Raw genomic sequence first — 20,301 nt, forward strand, 5'->3', positions numbered from 1 at the left:
AGGCCACCGCCCGTGAAATTTAAGCTGATCTTAAGATCAGGGCTTGGGGATGAGCACCTCGCGTACCAGGCGGTCTAGGTCGTTGTCGGACTCTAGGAAGCCGCGCAGGGTCTTGCGGGTGGCGCCGAACTGGGTGAACTCCTCGGGGGTCATGCCGTCGGGCTCGTAAGCGCGGACGAACTCGGGTATGCCCAGCAGGGTCTCCATGATGTCGTCGCGCACGGGCACGTCCATGCGCTCGACCATCTTGTAGCCGGAGTTGTTGATTAGCTGCTGCCAAGCAAACGGCGGGGAGACTACGACGTCGCCACCAACGAACTCGCTCCAGTGCATCACGTTACGGAAAGCGGCCGAGAGCATACGAGCACGCAGGCCGCGCTTTTGGAATTCGGCGTAGGCGCGCTTGAAGGCGGCCACACCGGCCCACTCTAGGTGACCGGGGTCGAGGAACAGCTTGTCGCGCTTGGCAACTTCCTTGATCCAGTCGTCCAGGCGGCCAACCATCAGGGTGACCACGGGGCCCATGGTGGATACGTCCTTGCCCTCAGCCTCGCGGCGCTTTAGACCACGCTCAATGGCTTCACCGGTGACGACAGCCTGGGGAACGGAGAAGGAAACGGTTACGTTAACGCTTACGCCACGGTAGGTGGCTTCCTCGATGGCCTCAACACCAACAGCGGTGGCGGGGATCTTGACGATGATGTTCGGAGCTAGCTTGTGGAACTCTTCGGCCTGGTCGGCTAGGGCCTTGGCGGAGCGGGCTAGGCGGGGGTCGGTCTGCATTGACAGGCGCCCGTTGCGGCCGTTCTCGCGCTCGAAGATAGGCTCTAGTAGCTTGGCGGCCTCTAGGCTCAGCTCACGTACTGCGGTCCAACCAACCTCAGACTCGGTGATGGTGGGGTTTTCCTTGGCGATCTCGGCGATGCGAGCGTTCCAGAAGTCCTTGCGCTTGATGATGCAGTTGTAAGCGATGGTCGGGTTGCAGGTAGCGCCAACACCACCGTAGGAAATGGACTGACGCAGCTCGTCTGGGTCAGAGGAGTCGTTCCACAGCGCGGTGGGGGTGTTGCGGGCTGCATCTAGCAGCGGCCCGGGCGTGTATTCAATGCTCATTGACAGGCACTCCTTCGTGAAAATCTTTGAAGACGACCTCAGCGGTGTCGGTAGCAATGACTTTAGGGGAGGTGGCCCAAACCTGTCAACATATGTCAGTACAAAATCTATAATTGGGTAGATGCCCGCGTTTGGTCCTGGGGTTGCGCACGCTTTTGCAGGAAGGTTTGGCTTTATTTCAGCTAAAAAGCTACGACGCCGCCGAATTGGCGACGCCGTAGCTACGGATTAATTAGCTTCGCTGGGCCGAAACTAAGTACCTGTCTGAAAATTGACAGGCCAATTACTCACTGCGAAAACAGGGTGGTTTCGAAGGAGTAGCGCGAAGCGCGGTAAATGTGGTTGCCATATTCAATGACTCGACCGTTAGCGTCGTAAGTGGTGCGCTGTGCGGTTAGCACTGCGGCATTGCGGCGCTCGTTGAGCATCTGGGCTTCCTTAACGGAAGCTAGGCGGGCTCCAATGACCTGGTGAGCAGTGGTGGGAACAATGTCTAGCTCACGGAATAGGTCATATAGAGAGTTGTCCTCCAGACGGCGCATCGAGGGGGCGATGTCAGCCGGCAGGAGGTTGTCGAGGATGGAGACGGGCTCGTCGTCGGCATAACGCAGACGCACGATGTGAACTAGGGCGGTGCCAGGGCGAACCTTGAGACGCTTGGCCTCTTCGGCGTTGGCGGGGTGCTCCTCATAGTCGGAGACCGAAGTGCGTACGGTGTGTCCGGCGCTCTTGAGGTCATTGAGGAGGCTGGTTAGTTCCATCGGACGGTGCACGTGGGTGGGAGCCACGATAGTGCCGACGCCGCGTCGTCGGGTTAGTAGGCCACGGTCCACTAGGCGCTGTAGGGCCTGGCGGGCGGTGGGACGGGAAACTTGTAGGCGGGCGGCCATAGAAAGCTCGTCTTCTAGGCGAGTACCTGCAGGCAGGTCACCATCCAAGATAAGCTTCGCGATCGGCTCAGAGATCTGATAGTAGAGCGGCACTGGGGAGGTGCGATCCAACTGTATCTGCAGCGCGTAGGGGGTCGCGGGGGAGGTAGCCATGGTGTCTTTTCTTTCGTGCGGGCAACTAAATCAGGGAACCCGTGAGGGTATTTAGATGCTCGATAACTGTGTAGTTATTCGGGATGTTGGGGTATCACCACACAACAAGCCAGTTGGCAACGTCGCTCGCACATAGTGACATGCTTCGTTGTCATCCGGCTTGTCTGATCAAGTGATGATGGTGCTAATAATAAAGCAATAATTTGTGTGCTGTACACATATAACCGTTTGTAAGTACAAAGCTTGACGCTGCCAGATGTGAGTGGGCATACTGTTTAGCGACACGCGGGCCACCCCGAAGAAGTGGAAAGGTAACCCAGAAACATGACAACTCAAACCGGCTTAGACATACTAACAATAGGTCGTAGTGGCGTTGATATCTACCCCTTACAAATCGGGGTAAGCCTTGAAGATGTAGAAAGTTTCGGCAAATTCCTGGGCGGATCTCCCACTAACGTGGCTGTGGCCGCCGCCCGCCTAGGTCACACCAGTGGGGTAATTACCGGCGTGGGTGACGATCCTTTTGGCCGTTTCGTGCAGCGTGAGATGCGCCGCCTAGGTGTGAGCGACGCAAATGTGGTCACCGTGCGTGATTTTCACACACCCGTCACTTTCTGTGAGATTTTTCCCCCCGACAATTTCCCCCTCTACTTCTATCGCGAGCCCAGCGCCCCAGACCTAGAGGTGCTACCCCAGCAAGTAGACTGGGCCGCCGTCGAAAATGCCAAAATCTTCTGGTTCACCGTAACCGGCCTATCGCGAGAACGCTCCCTACAGGTACACACCACCGCCCTGGCGCGACGCGACAAGCGCCCCTACACCATCGTTGACCTGGACTACCGTGAAAACCTCTGGGCCTACCCACAGCAAGCCAGCGAGCGCGTATGGAATGTACTCGAAAGCGTAGACGTAGCCATCGGTAACCGCGAAGAGTGCGCCGTCGCCGTCGGAGAAACTGAACCTGAACGCGCCGCAGACGCCCTACTAGAGCGCGGCGTGGAACTAGCCATTGTCAAGCAAGGCCCACGCGGCACCCTAGCCAAGACCCGCGACGAAAGCGTGTGGGTGCCCGCCACCAAGGTAAACGTAACCAACGGCCTAGGCGCTGGCGACGCCTTCGGAGGCTCCATCTGCCACGGCCTGCTAGAAGGCTGGGGTCTGGAAAAAATGATCAAGGCGGCCTCCCTCTCAGGCGCCCTGGTAGCCTCACGCCTAGAGTGCTCCACCGCCATGCCCACCCGCGCAGAGCTAGAAACCATGCTCGAAAGTGGTGACGTACTGTGAGCCTAATTGCCAAGCTCTCCCAAATCCGCATGCACAAGCCCGAAGCTTTCGCTAAGGCTCTGCGCGAGCGCCCCAAAGCAGACCCGGCCCGCATTGACGGCAACCTAATGATTATTGCCTGCGACCACCCCGCCCGGGGCGCCCTGGGGGCAGGTGGCGGCGAACAGGCCATGGCCAGCCGCGAGCAGCTACTAGATCGCTGCATCCAGGCTCTGTCGCGTGAAGGCGTAGACGGCTTCTTGGGCACCGCCGATCTAATTGAGGACCTGGCCCTGCTAGGCGCGCTAGACAACAAGCTGGTATTTGGTTCCATGAACCGAGGCGGCTTGCAGGGAGCCCAGTTTGAAATTGACGACCGCTTCACTGGTTACAACGCGCGCGGCGTGGTGGACGCTAATCTCGACGGCGGCAAAATGCTGCTGCGAGTGGATTACAGTGATTCCGCCTCAGTGCGCACCCTAGAGCACTGCGCCCAGGCGGTAGATGAGCTGGCGCGCTCGCGTAAGGTGGCCATGGTTGAGCCCTTCATTACTCACCGTGAAGGCGGCTCAGTTAAAGCTTTACTAGATGCTAAAAGTGTCATCACTTCCATCACTGTAGCTTCCGGGCTGGGGTCAACCAGCGCCTACACCTGGCTGAAACTGCCGGCTGTAGATGACATGGAGCGAGTTATGGAAGCCACCACCTTGCCGGCCCTGATTTTGGGCGGGGCAGGCAAGGGCAATCTAGATGAAGACCTGGTAGCTTGGGGTAAAGCCCTGCAAGCTCCCAACGTGTGCGGCCTAGTAATTGGTCGCTCGCTGCTATTTCCTGCCGACGGCGATGTGGCGACGGCAGTAGACAAGACCGTCCAACTATTGAAGTGAGAAACATGAGTGCAGATATCTTCATTCCGGCCCGCACTAGTGGGCATGGTCAGTTCACCGTGGACATTGACCACGAAAAGGCTGGCTGGGGCTACAGCGGCTTGCGCGTGGTGGAGCTAGAAGCTGGCGCTAGCCAGGCTCTAGAGACCGGCGACAGCGAACTGTTGGTGCTGCCCCTAGCCGGTTCTGCCACTGTAAGCGTGGATGGGCACGACTATGAGCTAGCCGGCCGCCCCGGGGTTTTCCAGGCAGTAACCGACTACCTCTATGTTGGGCGCGGCAAGGAGCTGACCATCACCAGCGCTGACGGTGGTCGCTTTGCTTTCCCCTCGGCTGTGGCCACCAAGGACCTGCCTACCGCTTACTACCCCAAGGAGACCGTGCGTATTGACCTGCGCGGCGCGGGGGACTGTTCGCGTCAGGTAAACAACTACTGCCTGGCTGTGGAGGGCGTAACCACCTCCCACCTGCTGGCCTGCGAGGTTATTACCCCTGGTGGTAACTGGTCCAGCTACCCGGCCCACAAGCATGACGAGCACAGCGAAAACGAGCGTGAGCTAGAAGAGATCTACTACTTCGAGATTGCTTCTGGCCCTGACGGCAGCGCCGGCTTTGGTCTGCACCGCACCTACGGCACCCCTGAGCACCCCATCGACCTGTGTACTGAGGTTCACGACGGCGACACCGCCCTGGTACCGCACGGTTACCACGGTCCTTGCGTAGCTGCCCCCGGTTACGACATGTACTACCTAAACGTCATGGCTGGCCCCAGCGAGGACCTAGTGTGGCTGGCTCCCGATGACCCGGCCCACCACTGGATCCGCGCCAGCTGGGAAGGCCAGGAGGTAGACCCGCGCCTGCCGATGACCAAGTAGGCCGGATGACTAAGTAAGTCAGATGGCCAACTAAGCCGGATTGGCGGCGTCAATGCGCAAAAATTGGGGCCTGACAGAGCAAGAAATTGCCTGCTTGGGCCCCAAGCTAAGGCCGCTAGGATGTCAGTCCCGGGCTGGACAAGTGCGCACGCGCGTCGCTGAGCGGGTGCACAAAAGTCTGATTGTGCCGGCCACAGCAATACCCTTAATGTATAAACAAATCTAAGCGTAGATCCACAGAAAGAGAACCAACGTGAGCAATGAAGCCTACACCGGCACCGTGCGCCTAACCGTCGCACAAGCCACCATTCGCTTCCTGTCCAACCAGTACTCCGAGCGTGACGGTGTTGAGTACCGTCTAATCCCGGGCGCTTTCGGTATCTTTGGTCACGGTAACGTGGCTGGTATCGGTCAGGCACTGCTGCAGAACGAAATTGCCCCGGTTGAGGGCGAAAACCCGATGCCCTACATCATGCCGCGTAACGAGCAGGGCCAGGTACACGCTGCTGCCGCCTTCGCCAAGACCACCAACCGCATGCAGACCTACATGTGCACGGCCTCCATCGGCCCGGGCTCGCTGAACATGGTTGTGGGCGCCGCCCTGGCCACCACCAACCGCGTGCCGGTACTGCTATTCCCCTCCGACCAGTTCGCTAGCCGCATTCCGGACCCGGTATTGCAGCAGCTAGAGGACCCCACCACCCTAGAGGTGACCGTTAACGACTGCTTCCGTCCGGTCTCGCGCTTCTTTGACCGCATCAACCGCCCCGAGCAGCTGATCCCGTCCCTGCTCAACGCCATGCGCGTGCTGACCGACCCGGCCGAGACCGGCGCCGTCACCATCGCCATGCCCCAGGACGTACAGGCTGAAGCCTTTGACTGGCCGCTGGAGTTCTTCCGCAAGCGCGTGTGGCACGTGCGTCGCCCCGCCGTCGAGAAGGCCGCCCTAGAGCGCGCCGTCGCCAAGATCCGCGCCGCCAAGCGCCCGCTGATCATCTCCGGTGGTGGCACCATCTACTCCGAGGCTTCCGAGCAGCTGCGTGAGTTCGCCTCCGCTACCGGCATCCCGGTGGCTGACACCCAGGCCGGTAAGGGCGCCATCAACTACGACCACCCCTGCTCCGTGGGTGGCGTGGGCTCCACCGGTGGCGACAGCGGTAACCACCTGGCCGACAAGGCTGACCTGATCATCGGTATCGGTACCCGCTACTCTGACTTCACCACCGCTTCCAAGACCCAGTTCAAGAACCCCGACGTACAGTTCGTGAACATCAACGTAACTGCTTTCGACGCTGCCAAGCAGAGCGCCGAAATGGTTGTGGCTGACGCCCGCGAGGCCCTAGTTGCCCTCAAGGAAGCCCTGGCTGACTACCACGTTGACGCCGCCTACAGCGAGGAAATTGCTGCTGAGCGTGAGGCTTGGGCTGCCAAGGTAGACAAGTGCTACCACCTAGGCCACGGCCCGCTGCCGGCCCAGACTGAGGTATTTGGTGCCCTTAACGAGCTGCTGGGCGAGGAGGACATCGTTATCAACGCCGCCGGCTCCATGCCCGGTGACCTGCAGGCTCTATGGCAGGCCAAGACCCCGGTGCAGTACCACGTGGAGTACGCCTTCTCCTGCATGGGCTACGAGATTCCCGCTGCCCTGGGTGCCAAGCTGGCCCGCCCGCAGTCCGAGGTAGTTTCCATTGTTGGTGACGGCACCTACCAGATGCTGCCCATGGAGCTGGCCACCGTGGCCCAGGAAGGCATTAAGGTCATCTACGTACTGCTACAGAACTACGGTTTTGCCTCCATTGGAGCTCTGTCTGAGTCTCGCGGCTCCCAGCGCTTTGGTACCAAATACCGCAAGCGTGGCACCGGCTCGCACCTGGAAGATGAGCAGAACATTCCTGGTGTAGACATTGCCGCCAATGCTGCTAGCTGGGGCATTGACGTAATCAAGGTCTCCACCATCGAAGAGTTCAAGGATGCCTACCGCAAGGCTGAAGCTAGCGACAAGGCCACCATGATCCACATTGAGACCGACCTCTACGGCCCCAACCCGCCCGGCTCCAGCTGGTGGGACGTGGCAGTCTCTGGTGTTTCTCGCCTAGAGTCCACCCAGAAGGCTTACGAGGACTACGTGCGCGACCGCAAGCCCCAGCGTCACTACCTGTGATGACTCTTTAGTGAGCTTAGGCTTACGGGTTAGCGACGACGCCACGTGAGTGGCTAGTAGTGGGCCAGTATCCAAAAATGGGTACTGGCCCACTATTGCGTCATAAATGTCTTTAAGTTCGGTGCTGATGCGCTAGACTAGGGCTTAAGGCTCAGAGACTGAGCGAAAGTTAGTGACTAGCTGACACAAAGCGTGTTATATTTGTCCTAACAAAATTAACCGGCTGTTCGTCGAAGAACAGTAGAAAGAGGAGATCATGGCGATTTCACATTGGGTGGACGGTAAGCCCTACACCGGTTCTTCAACCAAGACCATTCCCGTCGAAAACCCGGCCACCGGCAAGGTTGTTGACGAACTACTCATGGCCAGCAAAGAAGACCTGGACCATGTAGTCGAGGTAGCCAAAGCTGCCCAGGCCAAGTGGGCCCGCGTTTCCCTGGCTAAGCGCGTAGACATCATGTTCAAGTTCCGTCAGCTCATGATCGAGCACGCTGACGAGCTAGCCGACATTATCGTGCGCGAAGGCGGTAAGACTCACGGCGACGCCCTGGGTGAGATTGCCCGTGGTCGCGAAACCGTGGACTTTGTGTGCGGCATTAACGCTGCTCTCAAGGGTGAATTCACTGACCAGGCCTCCAGTGGCGTAGACGTACACACCATGCGTCAGCCGGTCGGCGTCGTCGCTGGCATTTGCCCCTTCAACTTCCCGGCCATGGTGCCGCTATGGATGCACCCGGTAGCCCTGGCCACCGGTAACGCCTTCATCCTCAAGGTAGCCTCCCCGGTTCCCAGCGCCTCGCACTTCGTGGCTCGCCTCTACCAGGAAGCCGGCCTACCTGACGGCCTGTTCAACGTAATTGCTGGTGACCGCAACCTGGTAAGCGACATCCTCACCCACCCCGGCATTGACGCCATCAGCTTCGTGGGTTCCTCTCCGGTGGCCCACATCGTGCAGGACACCGGTGTGGCTCACGGCAAGCGCGTGCAGGCCCTGGGTGGCGCTAACAACCACGCCATTGTTATGCCCGACGCCGACATCGAGTTCGCAGCTCAGCACATCAGCGCCGGCGCCTTCGGGGCTGCCGGTCAACGCTGCATGGCCCTGCCGGTAATCGTGGCTGTGGGCGGCATTGCGGAAAAGCTGGTCCCGGCCATCAAGGCTCGCGCCGAAAAGATTGTGGTTGGCCCCGGCACTGACCCGGCCAGCGAAATGGGCCCGGTTATCACTCGCTCTAGCCAGCAGCGCATCACCAAGTGGATCGACGAGGCTGAAGCTAACGGCGCCAGTGTGGTGCTAGACGGTCGCGGCTACAAGCCCGAGGGTGAAGAGTACGCCGACGGTTTCTGGCTAGGCCCGACCATTTTGGACAACGTTGACCGCAAGCTGGACATCTACTGCGAGGAAGTTTTCGGCCCGGTGCTGGTAGTGGTACACGCCGACACCTACGAAGAGGCTATCGAGATCGTTAACTCTTCGCCTTACGGTAACGGCTCGGCCATCTTCACCTCCGACGGCGACACCGCCCGCCACTTCGCGGTTGAGGTTGAGGCCGGCATGGTGGGCGTCAACGTGCCGATTCCTGTGCCCGTGGCCTACTACTCCTTCGGTGGTTGGAAGGAGTCGCTGCTGGGCGACACCCACATCCACGGCCCTGAGGGCGTGCGCTTCTACACCAAGGCTAAGGTTGTCACCACTCGCTGGCCCAAGCGTGGCGAGAAGGTTGGCTACGTCGGCATGAACTTCCCGACCAACGGCTGATTTCTAAGTGCCAATACCCTAATTCAGCTTAGGTTGCACAAAGGGTATAAGGTCCTATAAAAAGTAACAAAACCTATCTTGAGCTGTCTAAAAAGCAGTTCAGGATAGGTTTTGTGTGTTACGGGTATTTTCGGGTAAAAACGACGACGTCGCTCGGGCGTGCCCATGGAAGACGCTATCAGCCTGAACGTGGTTTCCGGTGGTATCTCCTTCATCGGTTCGGCTGTAGGCCTGTGGCTGGCCAACGCGCTGGTGTCCATTGCCTGATTTAAATGCAATGGTTCGGGTGGCTGCGACTATAGCCACTCGAACCATTGTTTTGTCCAGATAAAACCCTCGCGATATATTTCCTAGATACAACCGACAGCCGCAACGTCGCCTGCTTGCCAGTGTCTTGCCAGGGTTGCTTGCGTGCTAGCGCCAAAGGAGGATGGCCTTGAAACTAGCCCATATTGGACCGGTTTACTTGCGCGTATATGCCTGGCTAACCGGGCTGGTGCTGGGAGCTGTCGACGCCGTCGCCGCAGTTTACGTGCTAGCCCACCCGCAGTGGCTGGGGCATATGGTGGCCTGCCTGTGCCTAAGTGGAATCTTGGCGGTGCTAGTAACGCCCCGCCTGGCGGTAGTTACCGGCAGGCGCCCAATTAACTTTATGGCGGCCTTATTTATGCTGACCGGGGCCTGCGTTGGCATGGTTGATAACCACGTGGCCCGGCTAATTGCCTTTGCGCTGATGGGCTTGGGCTATGGGATGAGCTGGGCTAACTTCCCTTTCAGTGTGCATGAGCTGTCGCTGCGTGGGCATAGGCGACTAACTCCGCAGGTAACCGCCATTATTGGGATCGGTGCCGGGCTGGGGATCGCGGTGGCCTGGGCGGGCTGGCTATTTACCGGCAGTTATTCACCTACTTTCGCGCTGGTGGTGCTGGCGGTGCTAAGCGCCGGATTGTTGCTGCTGGTGGCCACTTTGCCGGAGTCGCCGGTGTGGTATGCCCTCAAGGGGCGCGACGAGCAGGCCTTTGCGGCGTTAAAGGCGTTGCACGGGCCGCTGGAGGCCGCCGTCGAGCTTGACTGGGTTCGTATGGACTCCCAGATGCTGGCCGAGCAGCAGCCCCTGCGCTGGGCGGATCTGAAACTGCCCCAGGTGCGCTCCTCGCTGGTAACCGCCATGATTTTGCTGCTGGCTCAGGAAAGCCCGGGCGCGGTGGCGCTAGTGGTGCTGACTCCGTTGGCGCTGGTGAGCGCGGGCGCCGCTAGCTGGGCGGTGGGCGTGTTTGCGCTGGGGTTGGCCCTGATTTCGGCGGTGGCCTGGGTGATAGTGACTCGCTCATGGGGCCAGCGCTATCTGCGAGTGCTTTTTGGTTGCATTATTTTGGTTTTAGCCTCGATGACGGCCCTGGCCACTCTGCCTAAGCTGGGTTTAGATGCCTGGGGTGGGCTGCTGTTAATAATCCTGGTGAGTGCGTCTTTGGCGGTGCAGCGGTGGCTGATTTACCCGGCTTGTCACGGGGCTATTGATACCCGCGTGCCGCCGTGGCTGGTTAACTGGCAGCGCGCTCAGAGTGCTTTGGCTAATGCCCTGGCCCGCTTTGTGGTGCTGGGTGTGGCCGCGTTGGCGGTTGAATTTAGTTTCAAATCGCTGCTAATGGCGCTGTTTGTGTTCTACCTGTGGGTATGCATGCTGGTTATGGTGCGTATGCCCCGTGAGCTGCGTATGTGATCTGCCGGCGACGACGCTGTGCCGGCTGCGGGGCTGGGGCGGCTGCGGGCTGGGGCCGACGGCGTGCCGGCTGTGGCGGGCTGCGCTGAGCCGGCTGCGGCGGGCGGTGCTGAGCTGGGTGTGGTGCTGGGGCTGGTGCGGCGCCGTCGTACGCGAACTGCGCAGCTGGGACCTACTTCCCAAAAAGTTGCACGAACTTCCTAGCCGGCGCAATTGACAGTGCAAATCCTCGATTTCGCAGCCATATGTAACGACAAATCGGGGTGGCTGGGGTAGGCTAAACCCATTGCACCGGCAGGTGCCCAAAATACGTAACACACAGAGAGGTGGGCCGTAATGGCCAACGAGAACGTCGTTGAGATCCCCGAAACTATGCGTGCGGCGGTGCTGCGCGACCCGCAGGTGGGACTGCAGGTAGAGACCATTAAGACCCCTCACCCGGGTTTCGGCGAGGTGCTGGTTAAGGTTAGCGGTTGCGGCCTGTGCCACTCTGACCTGCACGTTATCGGTGGTGCCATCGCTTTCCCGCTGCCTGCTGTGCTCGGCCACGAAGTCGCCGGCCAGATCGTTGAGCTGGGCCCGGGTAACGAGTTCACCGGCCTGAAGGTTGGCCAGCAGGTTGCCGGTGGCTTCCTAATGCCTTGCGGCCGCTGCCACCACTGCAACTCCGGCCACGACGAGCTATGTGAGCCCTTCTTTGAGCTAAACCGTCTAAAGGGTGTGCTCTACGACGGCAAGACCCGCCTAGAGTCCCTCGACGGCGAGCCCATCTACATGTACTCCATGGGTGGCCTGGCTGAGTACGCCGTAATCCCCGCTACCGCCGTGGCCCCCGTGCCCGACAGTGTTGACCCGGTTACCTCCGCCATCCTGGGCTGCGCCGCCATGACCGGTTACGGCGCTGTGCGTCGTGGCGCTGACCTGCGCTTTGGTGAGACCGTGGCCGTGGTTGCCACCGGTGGCGTGGGCTCCAACATCTGCCAGATCGCTAACGCTTTCGGTGCCCGCCAGGTAATCGCCATCGACGTCGACGACGAGAAGCTCGAAGCCGTCAAGAAATTCGGCGCCACCGCTGTGGTCAACTCCGTCAAGCAGAACGCTCGCGAAGAGGTCCTCAAGCTCACCGATGGCAAGGGTGTAGACGTGGCTTTCGAAGCCCTGGGCATCCCTGCCACCTGGGCCACCGCCATGGACGTACTGGCCGACGGCGGTCGCATGGTTCCGATCGGCCTGGGTGCCGGCCGCCAGACCGCTGACGTTGAGATCAACCGCACTGTGCGCCGCAGCCAGAAGATCCTGGGCTCCTACGGTGCTCGTACCCGCCAGGACCTGCCGGCCGTGGTAGACCTCGCCGCCCGTGGCGTAATCGACTACAACGACCTGGTCACCCGCCGCTACAAGCTGGAGGACGTAGCCGAGGGCTACGAGGCTCTGCGTAACCGCGAAGTTCAGGGCCGCGCCGTCGTGGACATGTCGCTGTGACGCTTTTGGCCTGCTAGCAGGCCATTGCTTGCTAGCAGGCCATTGCTAACAGGCTAGACGGTGCCCGGCACATTAAGTGCCGGGCACTTTTGTATCTTGTTATCTGCGCTGTTAACGCCATGATTATTGTGCAGTTATCCCTAGTGGCCTCTGGCGAGTAGTGGTCTCTGACAAGCTCTAGAATCTGGTCTCTGGCGAGCCCTAGAATCTGGCGCCGCAGGGAGTGGTTTGGGGGATGAATTGGACGGCCGTGCTGGCTGTGGGCGATGGCGCTGGCTGCGGGGGCGACGTCGTCGTCGGAAATAAAAAGAGCTGCAGGCGACAAAAAGGACGCCCTAACAAGACGCCCACAAGGCTCAAACAAAAACCCCACAAAAGTTAAACAAAAAGGACGCTTGAGGCATCCTGGGATATTCAGTTGGGCGCCAAGCTTAGGTCTGCCGCCAAATGCGGTGCTTACTACCAAGCGCGGTGATTACTGCTGACGCGTATTTATCGGGCGGGGCGTATTCACTGGGCGGCGCGTATTTACCGGGCGAAGGAAACCCCGGAGGGTGGCTGGCGGCGGCTATTTAACTACAGTGGCCACCAGCCACCTGAGGTTTAGTCAGCGGTTAAGCAGGTTAATGCCGGTGTACACACCGATGAAGGTGGCGGCGCTGGCAACTAGGCCGGCGGCGATGGTGATGATGGCGGTGCCGGTGACGGCGCCAACTAGGGCCATCAGGACAACCATGACGGCGATAGCGCCCATGGCCATGGTGAAGCTGTAGAGGTCGGCGTCGCGGGTGTCGTTCTTGGCGACGGACTGGGTGGAAGTAGCGGTGGTGGTGGTTTCGAGTACGGCGGTCATTTTCGTTATCTCCAGGGGTTTGTATGTATTTGGGAGGCTTGGGATCAAGCTCTCTAGCAAGTTACTGCAATCTGTTTCAGAAAATCTTCCGAAACGTTTCGCATCTCGCTGTTGATGAATACATTACCCGGTTGGAAAAGATTTGTATGCACGAATTTTCGTGAGCTATGACATACGGTTGCGCACTGGTGTTAGGCGGTGTGATGGGCGCCAAAAAAATCGGATTTTACTACTGACAAACCTAGGGGATTGTTCCAATTGAATGGCACTGGACGCTCCTCAGTTAGTGACTGGGTGAACGCCTGTGTGATCACTTGCGCAACGACGGCGTCTTGCAGGCTGGCTGGTGGGGTTTCCTCGCTCTCAAGAGCACCCAGGAAACTCTCTAACGAGCTGGCAAAAATCGGGGTGATGCGCTCAAGCCAATCGGCATCTACGTAGTGTTTTACTGAGCGTTGAGTTTGATGGAGGCGCAGTGCCACGCCAGAACCACGTTGGGTCTCAGCAGCGGCAATACTGCCACGGGCGGCTACCCGCTCGTCATAGCTCAAGCCGTCACGCATGGAGGCGTCCAACTGGCACAGGGCGCCGTTGGCAAAACGTAGTGTGGCCACGCAGGTGTTAATGGGGGAGCTAGGGTCATCTTCAAGCCGGCTGGAGGCAGCGTAAATATCCACCGGCAGGCTGTTAAGTAGCCAGGTGGCCAGGTCGAAGAAGTGAATCAGGCGCTCACGCAGGCGGGCCTGGCGGTGCCTATAGTTTTCAAAAGGGGATAGGGAAATGCCGCGGGAGGAGATCTGCAACAGCTCAATGTCTCCCAAAGAGTCGTCACAAATGCAGGTGCGCAACTGAATGTAGTTGTGCGCAAAGCGCCGGCACAGATCTGGCATGGCTAGCAGGTGTGCGTCGGTGAAGCGCTTGGCGTAATCGTTGCCGCTAAGTGCCGAAGTGGTCAGAGGCATCTCAACCAGTACAGGTTTGTGGTGCTCTAACGCAAGATCGAGTAATTCGGCGTGGGAGTCAGTGGTGGACGCGATGATTACCGCATCCACACTGGGATCGACAAAAACCTGGCGGGCGCTAGAGGCGGCAATGCCGTGATATTTGCGCGCGATTAGTTTAGCCAGCTCGCTCTGAGGGTCAAACACCCAGGTCAGTTCTGCGTGCGGGTGCACGGCTAGGTTGGCAGCGTGGAGATTCCCAATGAAGCCTGCACCCAAAAGCGCGACGGTTGCCATTGGGTTAGTCCTTTCTGCTAGTGGTTTTAGATAGGCGTCGCAGTATTGAGGCAGGTGGAGGCTAAATGAATTAACGACCACGATTTTGAGGTTGGTTACAAGATCAGGAGCTGTGCTGATGCTGTGAAGCCCGCCTCACTAAAATTATTTATCTGCCAGTTTTCCTTGTCAATGCGCCAAAAAGTCCGTGTCTGTAGGGAGCTGTCAGGGGGAGCGTTGCAAGCCGTCGTGGCCTGCATTCTTATGTAAAGCCTATAAATCGAAGGTGAAAAACTTCTATTTTAATAGCTCTTGATTTTGCAAGAAATTGCAACTCAGCGGGTAGGTTTTGGGGAGTTTTGGGTGTTTGCGGCGTCGGGCGCGGGAAAGCAGAACAAGCGGAACTTACGCCCTGGGCAGGAGAGGCGCGGTGGCAACAGGGAGTAAGGGAAGCGGAACTTATGCCTTGGACGGGAGGCGAGCGACGGCGTCGGGCACAGGGCTGAAAACTTTAGCGGCGGGCAGGTAACCTAAGAAGGTGACCGATTCTGTAAGCCCCGCCGGCGGCCCCAAGCCGGTTCTTGTGGTGGACTTCGGTGCCCAGTACGCGCAGCTAATTGCCCGACGTGTACGTGAGGCCAAGGTCTACTCCGAGATTGTCCCGCACACCATGAGCGTCGCCGACATGCTGGCTAAAGAGCCGGCGGCGATTATTCTTTCCGGCGGCCCTTCCTCGGTTTACCAGGAAGGCGCCCCGAGCGTAGACCCGGCCATTTTCGATGCTGGCGTTCCGATCCTGGGTATCTGCTACGGCTTCCAAACCATGGCGCAGGGCCTGGGTGGGCGCGTGGGCCGCACCGGCACCCGCGAGTATGGACACACCCCTGCCGAGGTGGACTCCAACTCCTGTCTGTTTGCCTCCACCCCCGCAAACCAGGTGGTGTGGATGAGTCACGGCGACTCTGTGCAGTCCGCCCCTGAAGGCTTCGTGGTTACCGCCTCCACCGCCGAGACCCCCGTGGCCGCTTTTGAAGACCGCAGCCGCCGCCTGTTCGGTATGCAATGGCACCCTGAAGTGCTGCACAGCGAGTTCGGTCAGCGCGCCCTGGAGCACTTCCTTTACGACGGCGCCGGCCTGGCTGCCGACTGGACGCCCGGCAACATCATTGATGAGCAGGTTGAGCGCATCCGCGAGCAGGTGGGTGACGCCCACGTAATCTGTGGCCTAAGTGGTGGCGTGGACTCCTCCGTGGCCGCCGCGCTGGTACACAAGGCCATTGGTGACCAGCTCACCTGCATCTTTGTGGACCACGGCCTGCTGCGTGCCGGTGAGCGCGAACAGGTTGAGCACGACTACGCCGAGGGCATGGGTATCCGCGTAATCACCGTGGATGAAACCGAGCGTTTCCTCTCCGCCCTGGCCGGGGTAACCGATCCCGAAACCAAGCGTAAGATCATTGGCCGCGAATTCATTCGCTCCTTCGAGGCGGCTCAGCGCCGCGTCATTGAGGAGGTTGGAGCTGCCGGTGGCGAGATTAAGTTCCTGGTGCAGGGCACGCTCTACCCCGACGTCGTCGAATCCGGTGGTGGCGAGGGTGCGGCCAACATCAAGAGCCACCACAACGTGGGCGGCCTGCCTGACGACCTAGACTTTGAGCTAATCGAGCCGCTACGCGAGCTGTTCAAGGATGAGGTGCGCGCTATTGGGCGCGAACTGGGTGTGCCCGAGAAGATCGTGGCGCGCCAGCCCTTCCCCGGCCCCGGCCTGGGCATCCGCATTGTTGGTGAAGTAACCGCAGAAAACCTGCGCGTACTGCGCGCCGCTGACCTGATTGCCCGTGAGGAGCTAACCGCTGCCGGGCTGGATGAGGAAATCTGGCAGTGCCCGGTAGTGCTACTAGCTGGCGTGCGCAGCGTAGGCGTGCAGGGCGACGGGCGTACCTACGGTCACCCGATCGTGCTGCGCCCGGTTTCCAGTGAGGACGCCATGACCGCCGACTGGACTCGCCTGCCCTACGAGGTGCTAGCGCGCATCTCCACCCGCATCACCAACACTGTCCCCGAGGTCAACCGCGTGGTGCTCGACTGCACCTCCAAGCCTCCGGGCACCATTGAGTGGGAGTGAGTAGCAAAGCCCATTTATAGTCGCGTATTTAGTAAGCGCGTGTGAATGGAGCGACGGCGCCCCGGGAGTCAGTCCCGGGGCGCCGTTTTGTTTTAAGCTATAAATAGTCTTTATGTATAGTCCGATTGATAGGTTAATAACTAAACCTGTGCTGGCCATTTTTGAGAACTTTCTAGGCAAAATCCATATAAATCGTCTTGCGTTGATGCTCGTATAGGTTATTATGAGTATGGTCAGTGGAAGTGCTCAATGCTTGAGAACAAAGTAGATAGTTCTCTCCATTGGCAGGCTGAAGGCAAAGTTGCACGAAAGGTAGAAATAATGCCCACCAAATCTAAGACTAACGTGGATTGTGGCAAGATTTTACACAAGCTTCCAATGACGTTCGTTGCGGTTGATCTCGAAACTACGGGATTTAGCAATGATCAAAATGATATTATCGAAATTGCCGCTCTCAAAATTAAAGACGGTCAAATAGTCGATAAATTTGAAACATTAGTTAACGTTGGTTATGGCCTAAAATCTGAAATCTCTGAGTTGACTGGCATTACCGATTCTATGCTTGAAAACGCTCCTTCTATCTATGCTGTGATCCCAAAATTTGAAAATTTTGCAAAAGACTCACTTCTGTTGGCTCACAATGCTTCATTCGATGTAGACTTCCTTTATTGTGCGTATAAAAAAGTTTTAGATAAACCTCTTACTAATGACTATGTTGATACGATAAGTGTAGCGAGGCGCGTATTTACTGGTTCGAGAACGCTGAGTGCCATGTGCAAATATCTTGGTGTTACTAATAAGTCTGCGCATCGAGCTGCTTCTGATATAGCTGCCACGGTTGAATGTTATTTTCTAATGCGGAGAATAGTCATCGATGAATATGGTAGCGAGGCTGAGTATGAAAAAACATTCAACAGTAAAGGGAGTTCCTCGAAGGTTAAGGCTAAGGAAATTATTGCCAAGCCCGAAGCTATTGACGAAAATAGCCCCCTTTTTGGGAAATATTGTGCGTTTACCGGGAAAATTACTTCGATGTCCAAAAGAGAAGCGATGCAGCTTCTAAAAAATATTGGCGGGGAACCTCAGGATAGTGTAACCCAGCAAACCGATTATCTGATTATCGGCGGTAATGGTTTTAATAACAAAAAACAAAAGAGGTCAAAGAATATAGAAAAAGCTGAGGCTAATCGGAGTAAAGGTATCAACACTCAAACCATATCTGAGGGTATCTTCTTTGAATTGCTTGAGGGTAGGTAGAATTACCTCAGGATGATTTGTGAGCCCTTTGTTTGGTGATTTAAGTTCTGAATTGATGTCTCTATGGAAAACAAAAATTGTAACGACTCTCCTGTATTCTTTCCATATTATGTTAATCAACCTAGGCTTATTGACCTATATGCCCTATTGAATGGGGGCTATCCTGAATATGAAGAGATTCAGACTTCCAGTAATGAAGAAAGAAAGCATTCTGGAAAAGCGGGTGCCCAAGTGAAGGGTAATGGTTTTAAAATCCTTAACCTTGGCGGTGAGTTGTCTGGATCGTTTGAAACTAGTAAAGGAATCCACTCATCTTCGACTGCGAGGCGGGTTCATACCGTAACTTCTATGCTTTCTCTTGCGTTGGGTGCTATGTCGGAGAGAAAGCTTATTCGAAGCTTGAATGACTGTAAAGCGGGCTGCTTTGTAGTAGAGCCGGTAAAGTTGAAGGTTAATTCAATGAAATTATTGTTTTCGGAGGTGGAGAATATTGTTGAGCTAATTAGAAGTGCGCAAGGGTTATCTAATGAGGTAGATACTTCTAATAAACAAAATAGAAAAGGTAGGTCTAATGGGCGAAATAACTCAAATAAAGCTGAGTTCGATGGAGTTTTAAGAGAAGTAAACAGGTTCTCAAAGTTTATTGGTGAATTGGCTGGTAGTCAAGAGGTTATTTGTCAGCGAGAGAATGCTGTATTAGTCGGTAATATAAGCGATGATTGTTTTTACCAGTCCTCCATTAGTGATTTGATCGATACGGATTTCAAGTGTCTCGCGCAAGTACGTAGAATCTTTCCTGAGGGTACTCGGTTGATGAAAAATAGTATTCTGTCTAAACTTCGTGATCAGAATATGGTGGATAGTATTGTTGGCCCGTTCTCTGATTTAATAAAAGGGGATATGTTTAGCCCGAATGCTACGGTTGTGGCGGAAATAACTGGAACGCCTGTCTATGAGTTAGAAATTGTTGCTCTATATCAAGATACTCCATTGAATGAATCTAAGTGAGATAATATAATGTGCGATTATTGTTCAAACTCAGAATATTTCTGAGGTGTTCATAAATCGCATAGATTATTCTTATAAAAGTTACACGTGTCGGTTTGTCACTACACATGCAACATGGTTAGAGCAAATCATCTGGAAACTGACTATGTCAAAAAAAACTTCACTTATGGGCGGATGTGTAACTCAAATGCAGGATGGAAACCGTAGCTAGATGAATTTATCGAGGAGGCTCTTACTTTAATGGCTCTTCATAATTGAGGGTGTAGTTGGGGTCTGAAGCCGCCTGTTTCGAGGAGTGCTCGGGTGATGTAGTTGGTGAGGTTTCGCAAACCCGAGGGCACAGCCGCCTAGGTGTTCAAGGCGGCCATTGATGGCTTCGGTAGGGTCATTGCTGGTGTGGGGGTGGTCGAAGTAGGCCAGGATGCCCCTGGATCGGCGTTTGAGTGTCCTGCCCAGCGTGACGATCTCCGTGAGGGAGCGAGGGACACCCGCGCCGATGGTGAAGTTATTGCCCGGTGCGCCTGCGGCACTCGCCGAGAGCATCCCCGGCAAGGTGTACGACGTGGAAGGGGTCCATGACGCTGGATTCTAGTGGTGGTTGCAACACGGTCTGATTGATTGGAGTGTGTTGTGGCTAATCTAGGGCGTGTTTATGACGGGGTGGAATACCCCTTGCGTCACGAAGCTTGTAAAGCTAGGCATCGTGCTTATGTACAAGCTCTTGCTGAGGGTTTGAACTTTACCCAAGCAGCCCACGCGGTAGGTGTTTCAAAACGTACGGGCAAGGTATGGCGTAACGGTAGAACGCGTTCAAGTGGTAGGTGTGAGCGTGCCAGTATCGCTGCGCAAGCTGACTGGTACCGTCTGTACATGAACTGTCGTCCTGGCCAGGTAAACAAACGATTTTTGTCTTTAAAAGAACGGATGCTTATCGCTGACTGGCACAGGCAGGGTATCTCGATGCGTCAGATAGCCCAGCGTTTAGGGCGTTCTGTTTCTACCGTGAGCAGGGAACTAGCCCGCAATAGCATCACGCGTGGCTCTTATAGCCCGTATATCGGGCTCTTCATAATTGAGGGTGTGGGGGTGGTATGCGGGGTTCGGCGTGTCGTGGCCGGGTAGGGGTCGAGGTCTTCCGATGATGGGGGTTCCTACACCGTCCATCCGAAAGACCTCGACATGCCTAATACTACCTTTGATCGCCCTGACCTGAGCACCTTCACACGCCTGGATGACCTGGGCCTGGAAGTGACGGGCCAGCGTGTAGGAGGCGATCGGACCATCTTGGCCTGCAAGGTAGTGGGTGAGGACCGGTGGTGCCGACAGTGTGGGGGCGAAGGCGTCGTACGCGACACGGTGATCAGGCGCTTGGCTCACGTAGCCTACGGGTGGCACCCCACGATCTTGCACGTGAGCGTGCGCCGCTACCGCTGCCAGACGTGTGCTCACGTGTGGCGTCAAAACATGAGCCAAGCGGCCGATCCACGCGCCAAGCTCTCACACTCGGCGGTGCGCTGGGCGCTGGTGGGCCTGGTGGT

At 57.0% G+C, this 20,301-nt stretch carries 15 protein-coding genes and 2 pseudogenes; 12 read left to right on the forward strand and 5 right to left on the reverse strand.

All coding sequences use genetic code 11. The annotated features are described in order from the left end of the window. Nucleotides 1-36: 36 nt before the first annotated feature. Both HMPREF0045_RS08200 and HMPREF0045_RS08205 read right to left on the reverse strand, forming a co-directional pair. Entirely contained in the window at nt 37-1,113 is a 1,077-nt protein-coding gene (locus tag HMPREF0045_RS08200) for a transaldolase family protein (protein ID WP_005987372.1), read from the reverse strand. Nucleotides 1,114-1,400: 287 nt separating this feature from the next. Further along, nucleotides 1,401-2,156: a GntR family transcriptional regulator gene (locus HMPREF0045_RS08205; protein ID WP_005987374.1), complete on the reverse strand. Its 756-nt coding sequence runs from the start codon at nt 2,154-2,156 to the stop codon at nt 1,401-1,403. A gap of 324 nt (nt 2,157-2,480) precedes the next feature. Between HMPREF0045_RS08205 and iolC the strand changes: the two genes are divergently transcribed. From iolC to HMPREF0045_RS08245, 7 genes are all read left to right on the forward strand, one after another. Beyond that, a complete protein-coding gene (gene iolC, locus HMPREF0045_RS08210; RefSeq protein ID WP_005987376.1) occupies nt 2,481-3,440 on the forward strand; it encodes a 5-dehydro-2-deoxygluconokinase in 960 nt (319 codons plus the stop codon). Further along, entirely contained in the window at nt 3,437-4,306 is an 870-nt protein-coding gene (locus HMPREF0045_RS08215) for a Cgl0159 family (beta/alpha)8-fold protein (protein ID WP_005987378.1), read from the forward strand. Before iolC ends, HMPREF0045_RS08215 begins: the two co-directional genes overlap by 4 nt. Before the next feature lie 5 nt (nt 4,307-4,311). Continuing rightward, nucleotides 4,312-5,181, forward strand: coding sequence for a 5-deoxy-glucuronate isomerase (iolB, locus tag HMPREF0045_RS08220; protein WP_005987380.1), 870 nt, complete (start codon nt 4,312-4,314; stop codon nt 5,179-5,181). Nucleotides 5,182-5,434: 253 nt separating this feature from the next. Beyond that, a complete protein-coding gene (gene iolD, locus HMPREF0045_RS08225; protein ID WP_005987382.1) occupies nt 5,435-7,342 on the forward strand; it encodes a 3D-(3,5/4)-trihydroxycyclohexane-1,2-dione acylhydrolase (decyclizing) in 1,908 nt (635 codons plus the stop codon). A gap of 256 nt (nt 7,343-7,598) precedes the next feature. Then, nucleotides 7,599-9,101, forward strand: coding sequence for a CoA-acylating methylmalonate-semialdehyde dehydrogenase (locus tag HMPREF0045_RS08230; protein WP_005987384.1), 1,503 nt, complete (start codon nt 7,599-7,601; stop codon nt 9,099-9,101). A 436-nt stretch (nt 9,102-9,537) separates the two neighbouring features. After that, entirely contained in the window at nt 9,538-10,821 is a 1,284-nt protein-coding gene (locus tag HMPREF0045_RS08235; RefSeq protein ID WP_005987388.1) for an MFS transporter, read from the forward strand. 336 nt (nt 10,822-11,157) lie between these two features. Further along, nucleotides 11,158-12,303 carry a zinc-binding dehydrogenase gene (locus HMPREF0045_RS08245; protein WP_005987390.1) on the forward strand — a complete coding sequence of 382 codons (1,146 nt, stop codon included), beginning with the start codon at nt 11,158-11,160 and terminating at the stop codon, nt 12,301-12,303. Between the two features lie 607 nt (nt 12,304-12,910). On the opposite strand, the gene HMPREF0045_RS08250 is transcribed toward HMPREF0045_RS08245, so the two are convergent. Both HMPREF0045_RS08250 and HMPREF0045_RS08255 read right to left on the reverse strand, forming a co-directional pair. Next, nucleotides 12,911-13,156, reverse strand: a complete 246-nt coding sequence (locus HMPREF0045_RS08250; RefSeq protein ID WP_005987392.1) for a hypothetical protein — start codon at nt 13,154-13,156, stop codon at nt 12,911-12,913. A gap of 191 nt (nt 13,157-13,347) precedes the next feature. Further along, entirely contained in the window at nt 13,348-14,394 is a 1,047-nt protein-coding gene (locus HMPREF0045_RS08255; RefSeq protein WP_005987393.1) for a Gfo/Idh/MocA family protein, read from the reverse strand. Between the two features lie 517 nt (nt 14,395-14,911). On the opposite strand from HMPREF0045_RS08255, the gene guaA reads away from it, so the two are divergent. The 3 genes from guaA to HMPREF0045_RS10570 all read left to right on the forward strand — a co-directional run bounded on the left by guaA (nt 14,912) and on the right by HMPREF0045_RS10570 (nt 18,763). Continuing rightward, nucleotides 14,912-16,498 carry a glutamine-hydrolyzing GMP synthase gene (gene guaA / locus HMPREF0045_RS08260; protein WP_005987395.1) on the forward strand — a complete coding sequence of 529 codons (1,587 nt, stop codon included), beginning with the start codon at nt 14,912-14,914 and terminating at the stop codon, nt 16,496-16,498. 249 nt (nt 16,499-16,747) lie between these two features. Then, nucleotides 16,748-17,755, forward strand: a complete 1,008-nt coding sequence (locus HMPREF0045_RS09810) for an exonuclease domain-containing protein (RefSeq protein WP_005987397.1) — start codon at nt 16,748-16,750, stop codon at nt 17,753-17,755. 63 nt (nt 17,756-17,818) lie between these two features. Beyond that, nucleotides 17,819-18,763, forward strand: a complete 945-nt coding sequence (locus tag HMPREF0045_RS10570) for a DUF6414 family protein (RefSeq protein WP_005987398.1) — start codon at nt 17,819-17,821, stop codon at nt 18,761-18,763. 248 nt (nt 18,764-19,011) lie between these two features. On the opposite strand, the pseudogene HMPREF0045_RS10245 reads toward HMPREF0045_RS10570, so the two are convergent. Further along, nucleotides 19,012-19,261: pseudogene (locus HMPREF0045_RS10245) on the reverse strand (transposase); the annotation flags it as partial. Nucleotides 19,262-19,633: 372 nt separating this feature from the next. Here HMPREF0045_RS10245 and HMPREF0045_RS11375 point away from each other — a divergent pair. Together HMPREF0045_RS11375 and HMPREF0045_RS08280 are read left to right on the forward strand one after the other, a co-directional pair. Then, the gene (locus tag HMPREF0045_RS11375; protein ID WP_146002475.1) at nt 19,634-19,885 is read left to right on the forward strand and encodes a helix-turn-helix domain-containing protein; all 252 of its coding nucleotides are present in this window, start codon (nt 19,634-19,636) and stop codon (nt 19,883-19,885) included. A gap of 57 nt (nt 19,886-19,942) precedes the next feature. After that, nucleotides 19,943-20,301, forward strand: a pseudogene (locus tag HMPREF0045_RS08280) (ISL3 family transposase); the annotation flags it as partial.

Source organism: Actinomyces graevenitzii C83 (genome assembly GCF_000239695.1).
Classification (GTDB): domain Bacteria; phylum Actinomycetota; class Actinomycetes; order Actinomycetales; family Actinomycetaceae; genus Actinomyces; species Actinomyces graevenitzii.

Excerpts from the sequence above, each read along its gene's own strand:
- HMPREF0045_RS08200 (WP_005987372.1), bottom strand. The coding sequence starts at position 1,113 with ATGAGCATTGAATACACGCCCGGGCCGCTGCTAGATGCAGCCCGCAAC.
- HMPREF0045_RS08205 (WP_005987374.1), bottom strand. The coding sequence starts at position 2,156 with ATGGCTACCTCCCCCGCGACCCCCTACGCGCTGCAGATACAGTTGGAT.
- iolC (WP_005987376.1), top strand. The coding sequence starts at position 2,481 with ATGACAACTCAAACCGGCTTAGACATACTAACAATAGGTCGTAGTGGC.
- iolB (WP_005987380.1), top strand. The coding sequence starts at position 4,312 with ATGAGTGCAGATATCTTCATTCCGGCCCGCACTAGTGGGCATGGTCAG.
- HMPREF0045_RS08230 (WP_005987384.1), top strand. The coding sequence starts at position 7,599 with ATGGCGATTTCACATTGGGTGGACGGTAAGCCCTACACCGGTTCTTCA.
- HMPREF0045_RS08245 (WP_005987390.1), top strand. The coding sequence starts at position 11,158 with ATGGCCAACGAGAACGTCGTTGAGATCCCCGAAACTATGCGTGCGGCG.
- HMPREF0045_RS08250 (WP_005987392.1), bottom strand. The coding sequence starts at position 13,156 with ATGACCGCCGTACTCGAAACCACCACCACCGCTACTTCCACCCAGTCC.
- HMPREF0045_RS08255 (WP_005987393.1), bottom strand. The coding sequence starts at position 14,394 with ATGGCAACCGTCGCGCTTTTGGGTGCAGGCTTCATTGGGAATCTCCAC.
- HMPREF0045_RS09810 (WP_005987397.1), top strand. The coding sequence starts at position 16,748 with ATGCTTGAGAACAAAGTAGATAGTTCTCTCCATTGGCAGGCTGAAGGC.
- HMPREF0045_RS10570 (WP_005987398.1), top strand. The coding sequence starts at position 17,819 with ATGGAAAACAAAAATTGTAACGACTCTCCTGTATTCTTTCCATATTAT.
- HMPREF0045_RS11375 (WP_146002475.1), top strand. The coding sequence starts at position 19,634 with ATGAACTGTCGTCCTGGCCAGGTAAACAAACGATTTTTGTCTTTAAAA.